At 59.5% G+C, this 16,898-nt stretch carries 15 protein-coding genes and 4 pseudogenes; 16 read left to right on the top strand and 3 right to left on the bottom strand.

What is annotated here, in order from left to right:
- Window positions 1-264: 264 nt before the first annotated feature.
- A pseudogene (locus LB543_RS32430) lies at window positions 265-472 on the top strand (hypothetical protein); the annotation flags it as partial.
- Between the two features lie 496 nt (window positions 473-968).
- Here LB543_RS32430 and LB543_RS32425 read toward each other — a convergent pair.
- From LB543_RS32425 to LB543_RS32410, 3 genes and pseudogenes are all read right to left on the bottom strand, one after another.
- Window positions 969-2,033 (bottom strand): TadE/TadG family type IV pilus assembly protein, encoded by a 1,065-nt coding sequence (locus tag LB543_RS32425; protein ID WP_224617215.1) that lies wholly within the window; start codon window positions 2,031-2,033, stop codon window positions 969-971.
- A gap of 374 nt (window positions 2,034-2,407) precedes the next feature.
- Window positions 2,408-3,118 (bottom strand): annotated as a pseudogene (locus LB543_RS32415) (peptidase U32 family protein).
- Between the two features lie 249 nt (window positions 3,119-3,367).
- Entirely contained in the window at window positions 3,368-3,799 is a 432-nt protein-coding gene (locus LB543_RS32410) for a hypothetical protein (protein WP_224617214.1), read from the bottom strand.
- Between the two features lie 83 nt (window positions 3,800-3,882).
- Between LB543_RS32410 and LB543_RS32405 the strand changes: the two genes are divergently transcribed.
- The 15 genes and pseudogenes from LB543_RS32405 to LB543_RS32335 all read left to right on the top strand — a co-directional run.
- A complete protein-coding gene (locus tag LB543_RS32405; RefSeq protein ID WP_140765787.1) occupies window positions 3,883-4,353 on the top strand; it encodes a hypothetical protein in 471 nt (156 codons plus the stop codon).
- A 22-nt stretch (window positions 4,354-4,375) separates the two neighbouring features.
- Window positions 4,376-4,768 (top strand): hypothetical protein, encoded by a 393-nt coding sequence (locus tag LB543_RS32400; protein WP_224617213.1) that lies wholly within the window; start codon window positions 4,376-4,378, stop codon window positions 4,766-4,768.
- On the top strand, window positions 4,735-5,253 hold the full coding sequence (locus LB543_RS32395; RefSeq protein ID WP_224617212.1) for a hypothetical protein: 519 nt from the start codon (window positions 4,735-4,737) through the stop codon (window positions 5,251-5,253). The genes LB543_RS32400 and LB543_RS32395 overlap by 34 nt, the downstream gene beginning before the upstream one ends.
- Window positions 5,228-5,710: a hypothetical protein gene (locus LB543_RS32390; RefSeq protein WP_224617211.1), complete on the top strand. Its 483-nt coding sequence runs from the start codon at window positions 5,228-5,230 to the stop codon at window positions 5,708-5,710. The genes LB543_RS32395 and LB543_RS32390 overlap by 26 nt, the downstream gene beginning before the upstream one ends.
- 30 nt (window positions 5,711-5,740) lie before the next feature.
- A pseudogene (locus tag LB543_RS32385) lies at window positions 5,741-5,959 on the top strand (Tn3 family transposase); the annotation flags it as partial.
- 190 nt (window positions 5,960-6,149) lie between these two features.
- A pseudogene (locus LB543_RS32380) lies at window positions 6,150-6,668 on the top strand (transposase); the annotation flags it as partial.
- Window positions 6,669-7,019: 351 nt separating this feature from the next.
- On the top strand, window positions 7,020-7,370 hold the full coding sequence (locus LB543_RS32375; protein ID WP_263498905.1) for a LysE family translocator: 351 nt from the start codon (window positions 7,020-7,022) through the stop codon (window positions 7,368-7,370).
- 528 nt (window positions 7,371-7,898) lie between these two features.
- The gene (locus LB543_RS32370; protein ID WP_140813279.1) at window positions 7,899-9,605 is read left to right on the top strand and encodes a DNA polymerase/3'-5' exonuclease PolX; all 1,707 of its coding nucleotides are present in this window, start codon (window positions 7,899-7,901) and stop codon (window positions 9,603-9,605) included.
- A gap of 840 nt (window positions 9,606-10,445) precedes the next feature.
- A complete protein-coding gene (locus tag LB543_RS32365; protein ID WP_224617209.1) occupies window positions 10,446-10,907 on the top strand; it encodes a DUF982 domain-containing protein in 462 nt (153 codons plus the stop codon).
- Window positions 10,822-11,196: a response regulator gene (locus LB543_RS32360; RefSeq protein ID WP_140765799.1), complete on the top strand. Its 375-nt coding sequence runs from the start codon at window positions 10,822-10,824 to the stop codon at window positions 11,194-11,196. Before LB543_RS32365 ends, LB543_RS32360 begins: the two co-directional genes overlap by 86 nt.
- Before the next feature lie 550 nt (window positions 11,197-11,746).
- On the top strand, window positions 11,747-12,382 hold the full coding sequence (locus LB543_RS32355) for a GGDEF domain-containing protein (protein ID WP_224617208.1): 636 nt from the start codon (window positions 11,747-11,749) through the stop codon (window positions 12,380-12,382).
- A gap of 242 nt (window positions 12,383-12,624) precedes the next feature.
- Window positions 12,625-12,912 carry a PilZ domain-containing protein gene (locus LB543_RS32350; protein ID WP_224617207.1) on the top strand — a complete coding sequence of 96 codons (288 nt, stop codon included), beginning with the start codon at window positions 12,625-12,627 and terminating at the stop codon, window positions 12,910-12,912.
- A gap of 525 nt (window positions 12,913-13,437) precedes the next feature.
- The gene (locus LB543_RS32345) at window positions 13,438-13,743 is read left to right on the top strand and encodes a hypothetical protein (RefSeq protein ID WP_224617206.1); all 306 of its coding nucleotides are present in this window, start codon (window positions 13,438-13,440) and stop codon (window positions 13,741-13,743) included.
- A 705-nt stretch (window positions 13,744-14,448) separates the two neighbouring features.
- Window positions 14,449-15,708 carry a diguanylate cyclase gene (locus LB543_RS32340; protein WP_224617216.1) on the top strand — a complete coding sequence of 420 codons (1,260 nt, stop codon included), beginning with the start codon at window positions 14,449-14,451 and terminating at the stop codon, window positions 15,706-15,708.
- A gap of 707 nt (window positions 15,709-16,415) precedes the next feature.
- On the top strand, window positions 16,416-16,898 hold a 483-nt coding region (locus LB543_RS32335; RefSeq protein ID WP_224617205.1), incomplete at its 3' end, for a hypothetical protein.

Raw genomic sequence — 16,898 nt, 5'->3', positions numbered from 1 at the left:
GGCCGGGCGCCGCGACCGGCGACGGCTATGGCGAGAAGAACCCGCGCCGGCTGCGCAACGGCTACCGCGACCGCGACCGGGAGGCACGGCGGCGACCGAGCTGCGGATCCGAAGCTGAGGAAAGGCCATGCCGGATAGGGCGGCCACCACAGCGTTAACTACACCACGCGTGGGACACGATCGACAGTCAGAAAGCGCGCAGGAGATGTAGATGAGCCGCGAAAAGCAATCGACGCCATGTTGCGCCGCCCCAGTGCAACGGGTCCAATCGACACGATCGAACGGATCGGTCTTGCCGCCCGCGCCATTGCTCGTCGGCGGGCAGAGAGAGCGCTGGTCGAAGAAATTTCGGCCGATACGCTTCAATCATTGGATAGGCTGTTGGAGGTCGACCCGGCCATCGGCCGACCCGGCCATCGGCCAGACGGGCTTTCATTGGCTGCGATCGGCGCTAGAAGCGCCGGGTGCATCCCAGTCGGACATTCTACTCGGGACAAAGTCGCCCTGACGAAGGTACGACGCTTTGATTGATCAGCACGTGCAGAAGTGGCGTGAATGGACTAAACCAGTTTGCGAGGTGGCGAGCATGTTAAACAGCGGGTTCGTTCCCCGGCCCCAATCCGGGCATTACTGGCAATCGGGACCTTCCAGGCGCGTGACCTATCATCGGCGCCGGGCGTCACATCAGGTTTTAAGCCCGGCACGACGCTGTAATAATGGCTGACCTTGGCTCAAATGTTACGCCGAGAAGGGGAGTTCGAGTGACGTCATGTAGGGGTATACCCTACGGTGACGCGATGTTGACTTCGCGCCTCTTCCGACCAACCTAACCGTACATTCAACAGACTCAAGGTTTGCTCCCGTAGCCTTGTCGGGCGCCCATTTGGTACGTTGCAGCCGCCGCAGGCGAGACACTGACGCGCCACCGCACCACATCCGATCTCTTCCCCTTGTGGGGATCGTCTGCGTCACTGCGTCAGCGCGGTGTCCGAGGGCCGCTTGTTGAAGTCGCATTTGCCGGTGACGTTGTAGAAGAAGTCGGCGTTGCTGACAGGCGCCGGAACCGGATTGCCGCCGTCTTCCCAGGCCTGATAGGCTGTCGCGCCGCAAGGGACGACGCCAAAGATGTCGACGGGCTGGCCGGTGGCGGTCTCGGTCAGGTTGGTCGCGCTCAACCCGCTATAGAGCCGGTTGGACGTCGCCGGATCGTTCGAGATCAGCTTTTTCGGGTTGCCCGACGGCACATCCATCTGCAAATAGAGGCCGCCCATCTGGCTGACGTCGACCGACGCGCCGGCGCTGTTGGCCGGGTACATCGTGTCGACACAGTAATATTTCGTGCCGCTCGCATCGGTCTTGAGCGTCACGCCCTTCGGCGCCTTGCTGCCGACGGTGCAGACCTGCGTCTGGACCAGGGTGGTGACCGTCTTGCCGGTTGAATCGGTGGTGAGGACGTTGACATTGGTGGTGCCATAGCCCTTCGGGTCTCCGGTGCCGCCATAGGTATAGTCGATCGTCATCAGCGGCTTGGCCGTCGTCGCGCCGAATTGCGTGCCGTAGAGGGTCATCGTCTTGTTCCAGTAACCCGACACGCCGGAGACCTTGAACGTCGCCGCAACCAGCGCCGGCGGCTTGCTGACCGCCGCACCCACGGCGATCGGCACGGTATTGATCCTGGCGATGCTCATGAAGACAGTCGGCATGGCGAAACTTGCCGTGGCCTGCGCGGTGGCGGCGGTGGCGGTGGTGCCCGCCACGAAGTTGGTCAGCGTCGCGGTGCCCTGTCCGCCGTTGGCGATGAAGGAATCCTGCAGCAGCGTCTGGCGCTGCGGCAGCGTCGACGTGGTGTCCATGGTGGTGATCGTCAGGATCGCTGCATCCAGCGCCTGTTGCTGGTTGGACCTGGTCTGCACCGCGCTGGTATAGTCGACCGAGAAGCCGATGACCGCGATCAGCGGCATCAGCATCACCAGGAAGAGCGGCATCATCGACCCGCTGCGGGAACGGGCAAAGCCGCGCAAAACCCTGAACATATCCAACCCCAACAGACATTAGCGACCGTGTAATTACCACGCAGCCGGCAAACCAAGGTCTAATGCGATCGATCAAAATTTATGCATTCTCTCACGGCCGGAACACCTATGGATGGTGAGAGATCGGTGTCGGATCTGGTCTCTTTGGTTGGTGGGACACAGACCGCCCTTTCACAGCATTTGACCGGTATGGACTGCCCCTGGTTTGGCAGACAAAACCCAGCCTCATGCCGCGGCATGCGTTTTCCACAGACTACTTCACCGATGTGAACTCGTTCGATCGGGGCCTCGTCCGCTATCCTGCGGTAGAACAGACGGTTTGGGGGCCAATGAAAGAAGACCGGCCCGAGCGTCCACGCGATTTCGGACATCGGCTATCTCCATTTGTTTTCATAGGCGCCCGCTGTCTGCCGAGCTCCTCCTGACTGGCCTGCTAGAAGCCGATCGATGTCGACAGGGGCACCATCCTTTTCGACCCCATCGACGGCTTTCCTGAAGGCGCGCACGACCTCGCTCACGTACCCTTGCCGCGCTGGCGACTCTCGATTTTCAGCGCAGTCACCCCTGCGGCCTTGACGAAGATAGATAGCAGCGACCCTCGATCATCACGCAAAGCCCGCCGAAAACGAACGCTTCGGTTTCCACGTCGATCGCGCGGTTCAGAGCGGCTATCTGCTGAACCGAAAGCACCCTGGGAAGGACGACTCGGGCATGCCGAAATGAGCCGCATAGAATCCGATCGCTTCGGGTGTCGCCGCCACGGCCTGCACCGACAGATGAAGGCGGGTCTGCCTGTGGGTCGTCGCCACATGGTCAAGGACGGCGAAATCTGCGGCAATGATAGCGTCCGCACCGCTTTCGGCCGCCGTGTCTGCTGCCTTCTTCCAAATATCGACTGCATCGACACGCGCGAAGGTATTGATAGCGACCAGAACCTTGCTGCCGTGGTCGTGCGCGAAACGCACGCCCTGCGCGAGTTCATCCCGGGAAAAGTTCAGTCCTGGCAAACTGCGGGCGTTCGTCTCGTCGCGAAATCCGCAATAAACCGCGTCCGCATCCGCCTGAACGGCTGTGCAGAACGTCAAGTCGAACCTAAGCCGTTCTGGCTTCCTCCAGGAAAGCAAGGCGTGGGTCTAGCCTGGACGGGCGGAACTCGATTACCTGCGCGGACGCCACGCGCTCGACGTGGCCATCGCGGCACGGGCCTCAATCCCGGCCCGGTCGGTACCCTTTGCGAGAAGCACGCCACCGGTGCGCGGCCTCTGCCGCCGGAGACGAGAAAGAGGCCGTCGTCGAAGCCCTGCTTCAACCAAGACTGATGATATAGAGTGGCGCTATCCAGTCGCCCGCAAAGCTTCTGACGAGTAGAACATTCCGCCAAGAGCCTTGCGGCTTGAATGCGTCCTGTTTTTCGCGAGATCGAGAAAGTCATAGACGAAATACGGGGCGTGGAACCGATCAGCGCCACTGCTTTTTCCGCTAATCCGGGCCACGCGGGCAAAGAATGCGGCAGAAAAGATTGAAGTCTGCATTGGCTGCTGGCGCGATTGGCGCGGCCTCGGTAGGTGGCAGTGGGAAGGGCGGCGGCGGTGGCTAGTTTGCAAGCCGGACCGGAGGCGGGCAGATTTCGTCTGGAAATGTCGAGTTTTAATTATGCGCACCGGGAAAATATCAAATTTCCCGGGCGAAGTAATTCTTTTCTGGATTTCCGGAAACAACTGGCTACAACCGCCGGGTTCATTCAGGATGGCGAGCCGTTTCTTCATTTAAGTTTACGCTAAATTAACCATCCTAAAGCGATGATGACTCAATATTAACTCGGGCAGTCCGATTTAATAGGAGGGTCTCGATGACATTGTTCCGCACCGCTTTTGGTGCAGCCTTGCTGGTCGCGTGCCTCGACCACGGCGCGATGGCCACAACGCAGAACGTCATCTTCAATGGCACGGTCACCGCGACCTGCACGCTCGTTGTCGGCTCCAACGGCACGATGACGGTGAGCCCCGACCTCCAGTCCCTGAGCTCGCATAACAGCGGCGGTTCGGCTGGAACGGTTACGCTCACCACCACTGGAGGTGTTTCGCTGAGCGTCGATCCGGTGACCCTCACCACCGTGCCGGCCGCTGACAGCACCGCCACCACCTGGACACCGACCTATTTGGCCAGCGGTGCCCACACGATCGCAGAAACGGGGGCGTCCACCGCCCTGGCCATCCCTGGCGCCGACCTCGTCTCGGTCCATCTCGCCGGCACAAAGGGCGGCAGCAATCGCTTCGCCTCCGGAAACTATCAGGCAACGGTAACGCTGCGCTGCGAATGACGTCCCCGCGAAGGAGGGGTCCTTGAAACATATTCTAAACCTGGCGACGGCCTTGGCCGTTGGACTGATGCCCATTGCCGCCGGCGCCCAGTCGATGTCGCCGATGCGTGGTGAGGTCAACAGTTTCACCGATGCCTTCGCGGTCCGCGTGTTCCCCGCCAATCCCTACGGCCAGAAGATCAAGGTCGAAATCCACGTATACGATCAGGATTTTCAGCCGGTGGACGCCAAAATCTCTCCGAGCGTCTTCCAACTGGGCTCGCAGGCCTCCCGTCCTGTCCTTGTGGTCGTGCCCTTCGGCGGCGCTGCCGAGCGTAAAGTGCGTATCTGTACCGAGAGCATCCCTTTCCCCAATGAACAGACGCAAATAAGGGCACAGATATGCGGAAAGTTTTTTGGGCACCGCAAGTCCTGACAGTCGCGTTTGCGGCAATGTGGACGGGGATCTCGCCGGTTCTGGCCGAGGATGTCTACAACCTCAATCAGAACGAGAGCGGCTTCAATCTGCCCGGCGTGACCTTGCCCCAGGGCCAGGACGAAGTTCACGCTTCCGACGGCACGACCTGCCGATCGGCCGTCTCCGGCAGCGGCGCCTATCTCGACCTCGGCGTTATCAGAGGCAACAAGCAGTCGAACAACGACGTCGCCACCTACGGCCGCGTGGTGATCCCGATCGGTCGCACGCCGAAGCGTGTCGATTGCAGCCGCCTCTATGAGCTTGAGGTCGAGCGCCTGCAACTGGAGCTGAAACTGCTCAAGATGGGCCTCGGCGGCGACGGCCCGACGGCGAGCGTAACCGCCAGCGTTCCCACGCCAGTGGCCGCTTCACCCGGATGGGCCAACCAGGGCTGGAGCATCAGGACCGGAAGCGGCGATGGCAAGAAAAAGAAGAAGAAATAACCTAGCGCTGCTTGCGATAGCTGCACTTGCCGGCTTTTGCCTTCCGGCGCAGGCGGCGATCATCGGCACCTGCACCGTCATGGTCGGGGCATCGGGAACGATGACCGCAAATCCGGCCATCGGCATACTGAGCTCCAAGCAGGCAGGCGGATCGAGCGCCAGTGCCACCGTGGTGGCAAGCTCCGCGCTGTGCTCATTGTTCAGCTTGCTGGACTGTTATTCGGTTTCTGCGCCGGCGCCTGGGGCATTCTCGTCCGCGCCAAGCGGCGGTGGCACCAACGTGACCTTCGTCTCGGTCTTCCGCCTCGATGGCTCGGGCGTCGACAACAATGGGGGAGTGCCGCAAAGGGTAGTCAACGGCACCCACGCCATGCAGGTCGACCTCACTGCCACCAAATTGAGCGGCATCTTCCCGGCCGGCAACTATCAGGGCATCGTCACCGTGCTGTGCGAGTGAGGCGGCAAATCGCGCTCTAGCTTTCTCCACGAGCGTGGTGAAATCCGTGACCGATCGTTCGAAAGCCAGGCGTTCCGCGCCTCCGGCCTCAATCTCGTCGTCAGCGCGATCGTACACTGGAACACGGTTTATTTCGAGCGGGCCGTCACCCACTTACGCAAAATGCATCGTGAGGTTCCGGATCACCTGCTCAAGCACGTATCGCCGCTGAGCTGGGAACACATCAATCTGACCGGCATCTACACCTGGGAATGCAGAACATCAGATGCCTGAAGGCTTCCGGTCGGTCAGGCTTCCGGCTCGGTTACGTCAGGCCCGCATGACATTGATGCTCCGTTCGACCTTAGCGTGTCGGGCCTTTATCACCGAAAGACAGCAATCCCCTTGCTGTACATGGTGTTTCATGGGATTCTTTGGACCTGATCCGAAGGAGATGAGAATGCCTGAAGCGATGCTCGCCGCGCTTTCCAGTATCCGGACCGTTGAGGAGATGATCCTGGCCTTCGGGGATGAGCAGCATTGCCGTCGGTTGCTGGAAAGCATGGTGTGGCCGGATGGTCGCATTTGCCCGGCCTGTGGTTACAAGCGTTCGATCGCGCTTGCTGGTCGCGACACCGGCAAGCGGCGTGCGCGACCGGGTCTCTATCAATGCTCCAACGGCGATTGCCGGTTTCAGTTCACCGTGACGACCCATACCCCGCTGCATTCGACCAAGCTGCCCTTGCGTGTCTGGTTGAAGGCCATGTGGCTGCTGCTGCAATCGGATAAGGGTTTGTCCTCTGTCCGGCTCGCCGAGATCCTTGGAGTGAGCCAGCCGACGGCCTGGCGGATGGGTCACGCACTGCGGCTGATGGTGGCGCGGGAAAACATGCTCGACGGCACGGTTGAGATCGACCATTTCCATCTCGGTGGAAACCCCGAAAGCGGACCCCAATCCACCAAGGGCTGGTCGGGGCTGGGCGCTTCCGCAGGCGGATTGAACGGCGTTAACGCCGGCGCAGGTGCCTCCTTCGGCGGTTCAAGCGGCGCGCCTCTGAGAATCGTCTCATTAAAAGATCGCGCTGACCTCGCTGGGAACATTACCCACGGTTGACACCGGAACGGTGAAAGAATGGCTGAGCCCTTGAGACGGCAAGTTTCCAATGAGTGAACGAGGTCTCCGTTGAGAAACTACCCGGCTGCCATAGTTTCGATTAAGCGACTCCAGTCATTGTAAGAGGAAAAGCTCATCGATTCCGCCCTCTGGATAGCATTTGTTGGAACGGTCATCCTAATGCAGATGCCACCGGGGCCAGATAGTATCTTGGTGATGGCGCGAGGCATTGGACAGGGGCGCGCGACCGCGCTGTTCACCGTTCTTGGCATGACAGTTGGCGCGGGGATGGTGCAACTGCCGCTAATCGTGTTGGGGATTTCCTCGCTCGTGAGCGCATCCCACCTCGCATTCAAAATGCTGCAATGGGCGGGAGCCGCCTATCTCGTTTGGCTCGGACTACGGCTAGCGTTCACCTCATCCGCTACGACGGCCTGGCAGGTGGGAGATGTGACACCGCTCGCCGCCGCGCGGGAGGGCATGATTGCCAATCTGGTAAACCTCTGGCCGATCGGCTTCATGGTCGCGTTCCTGCCTCAGTTGTCGATCCGCATGGGGACTCAGTGACGTTGCAGCTTTTGCTCCTAGGGGCGACCCAGAAGATGACGGGCGTTTTTGGTCTTAGGAACTTACGCCTTGGCGTCCGGCACACTTGGCGCGTGGATAATGAAGCGGCCTCGCGTACGGGTCTGGCAGCAGCGGATCGTAGGCCTATTCACCATTGGCCTTGGATTTTCGAATGGCTTTCGGCGGCGGAGCTAGCCGTTAACCACGCACGACTACCTCTTTCGGCGAGGTCGATGATGCGGCGGTCTCCCGCGTTGGACGCCATGAGATGGTCGCGCGGCGCTCCGGTCGCGGCGCCGATCACTTGGGCGGAGATGGAGACGCTTGATGCGCCATCGCATTTCCACGTCGGCGATGCTCCTGAATTGAAGAAACGCGCAACCAGCAAATTTCTGGTGGGATGGGATCGAGCCGACCAATCATTGCCAAGTCTGAAGCCCCGCTCCGCGAAAGGCAGCAAGGCTGGGTCAAGGGTTCGCTGCCTTGGCCTGATGGAACCTGCGAAGATCGGCCCCGTTTGCCTCAACCATGGCAAAAACCGACGCCCGGACAGTCGCCAGCCTCCTAAGGGAATACGGACATCGCACGGCGCTGCGCGGTGACAACGCCTATCGCACAAAAGCATATCTGCGCGCCGCCGATAGTCTGGCTGCGTTGTCGCAGCCGCTCGACCGGATCATCGCCGCCGGCGCCCTCACCAGAATCCCGGGGATCGGCGACGCGATCGCGGACATTGTGCGCAAGCTCTATGAAACGGGCACGCACCCACGCCTTGAGGAACTGCGCGAGGAGGTCCCGGCGGGGGTGATGGAGCTTTTTGCTATACCAGGGCTTCGGCCCGACAAGATACTGAAGCTTCATCAGGCGCTCGGCGTGAACTCGTTGGCTGAGCTCGAAGCCGCCGCAAAGGCAGATCGCATCCGGCCAGTCAAACGCCTCGGTGCTTCGCTTCAGACAAAAATCCTGCAAAACCTGGCTATCGCTCGAAGCGGCGAAACACAGCTTCACCTGCACAAGGCCGCGGCTCTCCTTGAGCATGCCGTCATTTCCGTGAAGCAAGAGCATCCAGAGTTTTCGCGCGTGGAAATTGCCGGTGATTTCCGGCGCGGTTGCGAACTTGTTGCCGACCTCGCGCTGGTAGCGCTGGGGAAGAAGCCGACCGAAATCGAGCGGTCCAGCCTCCAGCTTGTCGTCACGGATAAGAAGCACTTTGGCGCCAGCCTACTCGAAGCAACCGGATCGGCGGCCCATCTTGAGCAGTTGAAGATGTATGCGACCGAGAGAGGGTTCGCCCTCAAACCCAACGGGCTCTACCACGGGAGAAAGCTGATCGCGGCAGCGACAGAGAAGGAAATCTACGAAGCGTTGGACCTACAGTTCATCGAACCCGAACTGCGCGAAGGCAGGGACGAGATTGAGCGGGCAGCGAGGCAGCAGTTACCTCCTCTTGTCCGGGACGAAGATCTGCGTGGCATCCTGCATTCTCACACGACCGCATCCGATGGCACCGAGACGCTCGAGGCAATGGCTGAAGCGACCCGCAAGCGTGGGTTCGAGTACTATGGCGTCGCCGACCATTCGCAATCGGCCCACTACGCGGGCGGGCTCACGCTGCGAGAGATTGCTGAACAGCACCGCGAAGCCGATCGGCTAAACAAGAAGTATGGTGGAGAATTTCGTATCCTGAAGGGCATCGAGGCAGACATCCTGGTCGATGGATCGCTTGATTATCCGGACCACGTCTTGAAGCAGTTCGATTTCGTTGTCGCGAGCGTGCACAGCCGCTTCAACCTGCCCAAGAAAGAGCAGACGGACCGTATCATTGAGGCAATCGCCAATCCCCTCACGACAATCATCGGCCACATGACCGGCCGCCAGTTGTTGCGTCGTCCCGGCTACGATGTCGACGTCGACAAGGTCATCAGAGCGTGCGCGAAATATGGCGTCGCTGTCGAAATCAATGCGCATCCGTGGCGGCTCGATCTCGACTGGCGGTGGCATCAGAAGGCACTCGACTACGGCTGCATCTTCAGCATTAATCCGGACGCTCATTCAATCCGCGAACTCGACCACATGCATTGGGGGGTCGAGATGGCCCGCAAGGGAGGTGTCCCAAGGACACGGGTTCTCAATGCGATGGGATCGGCGGCTCTGCTTGCGAAGCTTTCAGAGCGCAAGTCCGATTCCAGAAACGGCGGAAAGTGCCGCTCGCCTGCCCGGAAAGCTGTCGGATGAGGATCGAGATCCTGGGACCCGTAAACAGGTAACGGTGCTCGGGCGAGTCGCTGTGGTTTTCCCTACCAGCGCCGCAACGCGAACAAGGGACCTTACGATGCACCATCTCTGCAGCGATCGCCAGGCCCTTACCGAGACCTTGCGCGTCAGACCGGCTATGCCGGCGGCCGAGCCGGGGATAACGGGATCTCGGGAGGATCCGATCGGAGCCTGCGATCCAGAACTTGTTGTAGGCGGTGACATGACAGGCATTCGCGCGCGGTCTTTTTCGCGCACCACGGTCCCACGCGGGCGCGGGATGATGAGGGTACGGGGGGTCGGGGCGCGTGCCAGCTATCCGATCACCCGCTCAGAATTTTCTACCAAACATTCCTCTGCTTTGGTACGATTCCGGCTCTTGATTTTTTCAAGAAGTGGCGCACGAATCGACGCTTGGGGGAGGAAGACGACCATGGGTGCTCAGACATCCCGTCTGCCGTCACACACCGCTCAGGACGTCATCAGTGCAGTGTTGAAGGACGCCCCCGTGGGCAGTGTGGTCTCCGTTAAGGCAACCCTCGAAGCTGTTCGTAGGGAGTGTCCTCAGCTAACCAAGACGGACTGTGAGCTGATCGAGTTGATGATCAGTATAGCAACCATGGATGACGTGTTCCTGGTGTTCGATCTTCACGAGGAAAGGGTGGAACTCTCAGGGCCAACCCAAGTTAGGCCTAATGGTTTCAGGAAAGCATCGAGCATGGCTGCTGCTCATCAGGTCGAGGGTCTTTCGGAAACAGCTCCCGGGGGTCCTGGGTCTGCCCGTAGAGCCAACCCTACCTGACCCATTGCCGACTCTGTTGGATGACCTTGACAAGGCCGAGGCCGCCAAAGAACTTGCGTCCAAAAGGAAGCCGCCATCTCCCTCCATTGGTTCACCCCCCGATCACGATAAGGACCACCGAGCCAGGCATGCGGTTCAACGTCAGCAATGCTGAGGCTGCCGCCGCAGAACTTCTGAAGTGGACCAAACGTGGCCCTGAGTGGCACCGTGCAGTGAGCGTTTGCATGGCCGCTCTGGCCGACTTGGCGACACCCCAGGAAGCCCGAAGGTGCTTCAGCCTGGCTGCCAACGAGGAGGGTGTCCTGCTCTCCGAGTATTTGTCGGATAAACGGAACCAACCCACACTCCAACCGTTGCGAGCGGTGGTGGGATGGGTCTCCAACGGTCTGATCTGGCATGACATCAACAGTTGTCCTCCTAGTGGAAGACGAGGGCGTAGTTCTTATCGACGTCGAGCATTCACTCATGGAGGCCGGCTTTGACGTGGTCACCGCAATGAACGGATCGGCTGCTATACAGGCCTTTGATCGGGACCCCGAGCCCATCCGAGCACTCGTGTCGGACATCAGGCTTGGGGCCGGTCCAACCGGGTGGGAGGTGGCCCGTCACATGCGTAGCGTCAACCCCGATCTGCCGGTGATCTACATGAGCGGCGATGGCGCAGATGATTGGGCATCACAAGGGGTGCCAAACAGTATCATGATCTCGAAGCCGTTCGTCATGGCCCAGATCATCACTGCGGTGGCCGCCTTGCTCAATCGGACAGCATGAGGGTTGGTTGCGAGTGATATGTCGCTTGGACTAAAGACTGCGCCCCAGCGAGGGAATCGGCCGAGCCGGCAGTGTCTTACATCGAGAGCGGCTGCACCCGAGAAATCGATCACTAACCGTCTAATCGCTAGGCGGTGAGATCGTTCCACTATTCTCGTCGCACTGGGCTGCCCAAGAGGCCCGAGCGCGGTCACTCACTTCGAGATAAGCCATATCGATTAAATAGGTGAGCAGGCGCTCCCCATCTGCATGAGTCACTTGCCGGAGCTCGCGCAACATCGCCTGCGCGAACCTCAAGTTATCCAACTTGCTGGGCAGCCCCATCGCCTAAGCCTCCCCTTCACAATATTAGAGAAAACTTAAGTAAAAAGCTATCCCGCTATTGCGGTCAGCTGAGAAGGTGTTGCATGGGCGGACGCCTGTGAGACACGAGCGGTTAACCATTGGCTCAAATTATTGGTGCCGCGTAATCTTTCGGTAGTTCGCGGCCAGGACAATGTTTCGATATCAACGCCGAAAGGCACCGTGGTCGCCATGTGGCAACCTCTCCTTGCAAACCTTGCCCTTGCCGCAGTCATGCTGGTGGCGTGGTGTTCCGTCGGCGATTTCGTGCCCCGGAAAGGCCGACGGCACCAACAGCTCTTGTCGGCGTCGTAATGACCGCCGGCACAACCGGCTCGATGATGATGGCGTTCGAAGCGTCTCCCGGCGTTTCCGGCGGCTCGTTCGATATAGAGACCTTATCCTGCTGGCGGTCGCGGTGGCGCCGAGCGGCTCCCTGATCGTTCTGAAGGAGGTCAACGACAATTTCGGTCATGCCGCAGTAGACGTCCCGCTGGTCGAAGACTCACGGCGTCTGGAGAAGGCGATCAGGCGAGGCGATCTGGCCGCACGACTTGGTGGCCATGAGTTCGGAGTGCTGATGTACGGCAATGCCGACGGAACCGGCGATGTCAGCTTGGTAACCCGGATCATGAAGAACCTGGCGCAACCGTTGAAGATCGACGATGTTACGCTGCTTCCGGGCGGAACGATCGGCTACACCATTTTTCCCAAGGACGAAGCGGACCCGGAAGGCTTGCTCAAGAACGCCGACCGGGCACTTTATCAGGCCAATGCGAAGGGCCGAGATAGTTGGAAGGCGTATGAACCTGAAGCGGCTGCGGTCGCAATGAGGCACAGGTAAGCTGCGTCGATCGAATGCCCTCAAAGCGCCTTCCGTTGGAATACGCTGCCATCATCGCGATGATCGCATTTGCGGTATGGCTCACGGCCAGAATTGAACTGACCGTAATACGCAGTTCAAGCCGAGGTCATCGAGCGGGCGAGCGGCCAGCTTAGGCTTTTGGTAGTCTTCTTCATAGGCATTCCGCCGGTTGGCTAGTTTGTTTAGTCTATCGTGGGCGGGGTGACCTAACGGAGGTCACAATGGTTGACGAAGCCGGGAATCGCCGCGAACGGCGGCAGCGAGTGCTGAAAGGCGCAGCGATCATCAACGGCGTCACGAACTCAGAAATCAGTTGCACGATTCGGAACCAGAACAGCGGCGGCGCTGAACTTAACGTGTCCGTGGAAGCGCGGGTGCCTGAACGGTTCGTCCTTTACGTGCCAACCGACGGTGTTGCCTATCAAGCTGTCCTGCGGTGGCGCAGGAATGACCGGATCGGCGTCCAATTTACTGGAACGTTGCCGAAGCCTCGTCTTCACTACGGCTGAAGTTCCCGCGCTCTCAAGATGGCCAAACCGGAAGCGCAAGCCTGGTCGGCTATTTCGACAAATTTGAAAGTTATAATACTGGGACGAGAAACTATAGCGCCGGAACTTCCTCGCTGTTCTGAAACCAAGTGACGCCTTAGCACGTACTAATGTGAGCCGCTAGCGTAGCGCTTGTTGCGCGTTAGTCAATCACAGGAGAGTGTCATGGCTAGTATCTTCGCGAGAACCGCCAAAGCATTGGCGAGTGGTGTAATCATTGCAGTTCTGTGTGTCCCCGCAAACGCCAGTGGAATCGGCGTAGGCGCCGGCGCGTCTGTTGGCGGGAGCGGCGGCGCTAATGCTGGGGCTGGGGCTTCTATCGGTGGCTCGGGTGGCGTGAATGCCGGACTAGGCGCGTCAGCCGGCGGCTCGAGTGATGCGAACGCTGGACTCGGTGCTTCGGTTGGTGGATCAAGCGGCTCCGTCGCTGGTCTCGGAGCCTCGGTTGACGGGTCCAATGGGATAAACGCCGGCGCCGGGACGACAATGGGCGCAGCCAGCGCCGTCACGGCAGGCGTGGGCGCGACAGTAGGCGACACCAGTGGGATCGGCGTTAGCGTCGGCAGCGGCATCGATCCGGGCGTCGGGGTTGGGATCGGAACCAATCCAAGCAGCCTAAGTATTCCCTCGGCCCCCACCAGCCCGACCAGTCCCAAGTTAGCCAGCGTCGTCGCCGACATGTCGGGTGCAAAGTTGGCTCGGATGAAGAAGCGCTGCGCTGACGTGCTCAGCAGTCAAGAGACTTATGATCGCGATCTGCGCCAGCTCTGCCTGCTGATAGCCCGCCGCTAATCGGCCCCGCGGAACGGAAGTGCGAACCAGCCACGAGGCAGGTGTTACACCTTCCCCGCCTTAGTCAGAAAGCCCGTTGCTTGTTGTCAGCGGGCTTTTTGCCGCCGTGGATGTGATATTTCTTATCGTATAATGGTCAAACCATCGTCGGAGCTTATCCTAATGTTCACCCAGCTACAGTGAGCAAATCAGGAACAACGAGCGAATTTGCTGAGTTTGAGCGATGGAAGCCCAAGAAACGAACTCTGGCAAGCCACGCAATGGTGCAAACTGTTAGACCTCGCCACCGACTTCAACCAGGATGGTTCACGAGCGAGGCTCTCATTTGCCTCGGTGTTGCAGCCCGGCTCGCAGGCTGAAACTTAACGTCGCGCAGAAGTCAGGTCGAGGTCGCCTCATGAACGGCGTTATCCCGTGCCGGCACGCCAGCGGACGGTGGCATCGCCGGCGAACAGTCCGCTCCAGTTTGCCGGTGTCCGATAGCTAACCGACCCGGAGCCGGTCTCGTCGGCTTGGAGTAGCCATGGCTTGTAGTCGCGCTCAACGCTACAGTGACCCACGCGGCAGCCGGCCCTGAAAATCAGCAAATCAGGTCGTAATCAAATCTTTAGGATAACTTGCCAAGCTTTTCCGTTGCGGCGACCGGACAGCTCGACGGATGTTCGGGAGAAAGCGGTTAAGGATCCATCGACTGTGTCCGAACTGATGCACAACGACGGGCAGGAGGACCCTGCCTTAATCGCCGAGGTTGACCGGCTTCTGGCGCGCCGCACGCGCGACATTCGCCTCAAAGGCGAGATCAAGCGGCTGTTTCGAGCACGTGTCTGGTCGCAAACGGCGAAGATTATCCGCGCCTGGATGATCTGGGTGGCTTTGCTGGACGTGCTGACCCTGGCGCTGAACATGTTGATCCTGCCAAGGCCGATCGCGCTATCTATGCTTTTGCCTGGCACCATCATCCCGCCGATCGCCGCGACCACTTTTTTTGTGTGGCGAAGGCCGCGGGCGCATTGGATTCAAGGGGCTTCGCTGATCGCGGGCATGTTCTTCATCTTGTTGTCGGTCGCGTTGGTCGGCGTCAGCGCGGGTGGCGAGTTCTATGAACGGCATTTGAACATTATGCTGTTCGTGGCCATAACAGCCATCATCATCTTCGGCATCCCTCTCGCCTGGACGGCGGTCATTGCCGCCCTCGCGCTCGGTCTCTATCTTGTTTTTCAGTTGCAGAACCCTGCTATCGAGTTTGGGAGCGCCGTCGCCGCGACGCTGTTTTTTGCCAGCGGTATCTTCGCGACGGTCGCGGCGCGGCGCATCATGACAATTCTCGCTCAAAAGACTTTTCTTTTTGAGCTTCGCGACCAACGCAGGGTCGCCGAACTGGCTAAAGCGAACGACCGACTGGTACTCCTGGCGAGAACTGATCCCCTCACCGGCATTGCCAACCGGCGGTGGATGACGGAAACACTCAACAACTTATGGGGAAGCGGCACAGGTTGCCCTGAGATTGTCGCGATGCTGATGTGCGACATCGATCACTTCAAGAAGCTGAACGATCACCTCGGCCATGCCCAGGGCGATCGCTGTCTGGTCGAGGTGGCCAGAATCATCCAGGAGAATGTCAGGCGCGATCGCGATCAAGTTGCCCGCTACGGTGGCGAAGAGTTCCTGGTGCTTCTGCCCGAGGTGAGCGAGGAAGAGGCGGTCTCTGTAGCTGAGCGAATTCGTAGGAGCGTTGAGGCCGCCGCTTTATCCAATCCCGGATCCCGCGTATCGCGCTGCGTCACCCTCAGCATTGGGGTTGCGGTTCAGTCGGCTGAGGAGGCCATCTCACCCGAGCAGTTGCAGCGTCACGCGGATACGGCCCTCTATCTTGCCAAGCAAGCCGGCCGCAATCGGGTGCTGCTCCACGGGCCGGACAAGTTTGGTGAATCGAACCGGGGAAAAAATCGCCAGAAAGCTCTTTAACTTCAGGTCCAGACCAGCGACGGCATCTCGCCGGCGAACCCAGCCTACCCTCACGACCGGAGACCGATTTCCACCGGCAGCGGCGAGCGCTGATTCTGCAGCGAACCTGACGCCCTGTCAGCGGAATGCCGGAAAGCACGCCGATAACGTCCACCTTGATCCTGTGCCGCCGCACACGCCCGGCTTTGGCTTCTTTGACGGCCAGCGAGCATTGTCGGATTTGGCGTGTTGGGTCGAGTTTTGTGTCCCATCATTTAACTCAACAAGAGGCCTGCAAGCAGCACAGCAATCGCAAGTGAGAGCGGGACCGCCAGAAGCCAACCGGCTTCCAATACGCTATTTTGAGCACGATACATGATGAGGCTCCTTCCTGTCCGTTCAAGAACGAAAGGCCCAAGGCACGCGTTCGGTTCCCCTTTTTGTCGAGACAGCGCATCTTGGATGGTCCGCGCCCGTTTATGGATAAGCGCCTCTGGGCATCAAGCCTACTTCCGCTTCAGTAGCGTCACCAAAACAGTCCGCACGAGTGTTCGTCGCCATCAATCTCGACGGTCCGGAGGAACTGCAGTTGTTGGAGTCGAGCACGCGCTGGGGGAGTTTGCTGAAGCACCCACCAGCCCAAAGACCTTAGGTATGTGAGCAGCCTGACATAGTTGAAACTCTTGACGGAACGGGCAGCTGAGATGCCTTCGCGGACTGGAGAGCACATGAAACGCGAAGCCGAGATTCGCCATAGATCGGAAGAGGTGGATGACAATGTGTTGGGGGACGTCGTCATGGCTCTCCATCGTCGTGTCAAGATCAGCCATGACTTCGATATCCCTTACATTGCAGGCTACAGCATTGATCGACGCACGGTCTACATTGACCGTCACCTGCCACGCACGATGCCGTGGAAGGGTCAAAGAGTGAGGCTGTCCCCTTTCTTGCTGACCCATGAAATTATCGAAAAGGCGCTGCTGGATGAACTTAGGCTGCACTATCTACATGCCCATCAAATCGCGCTATGTGCCGAGCGCGATGCAGTCATGGCCGCAGGCGTCCGCTGGCAAAGATATCAGTCGTTGATGAAGCTCAACGAGAAGCCGATAGACCAAGAGAAGCTCAGGAAGGTGCCTCCCGACCTCGATCTTACACCCTATCGGGACCTGCAGGATTCGCCGTGCTTGATCGGTTGGTCAAAACCCAGA

This window comes from Mesorhizobium sp. ESP7-2 (genome assembly GCF_020164715.1).
Classification (GTDB): Bacteria; Pseudomonadota; Alphaproteobacteria; order Rhizobiales; family Rhizobiaceae; genus Mesorhizobium.
The sequence above is the reverse complement of the archived record's forward strand: the minus strand, read 5'-3'. Positions and strand labels throughout refer to the sequence as shown.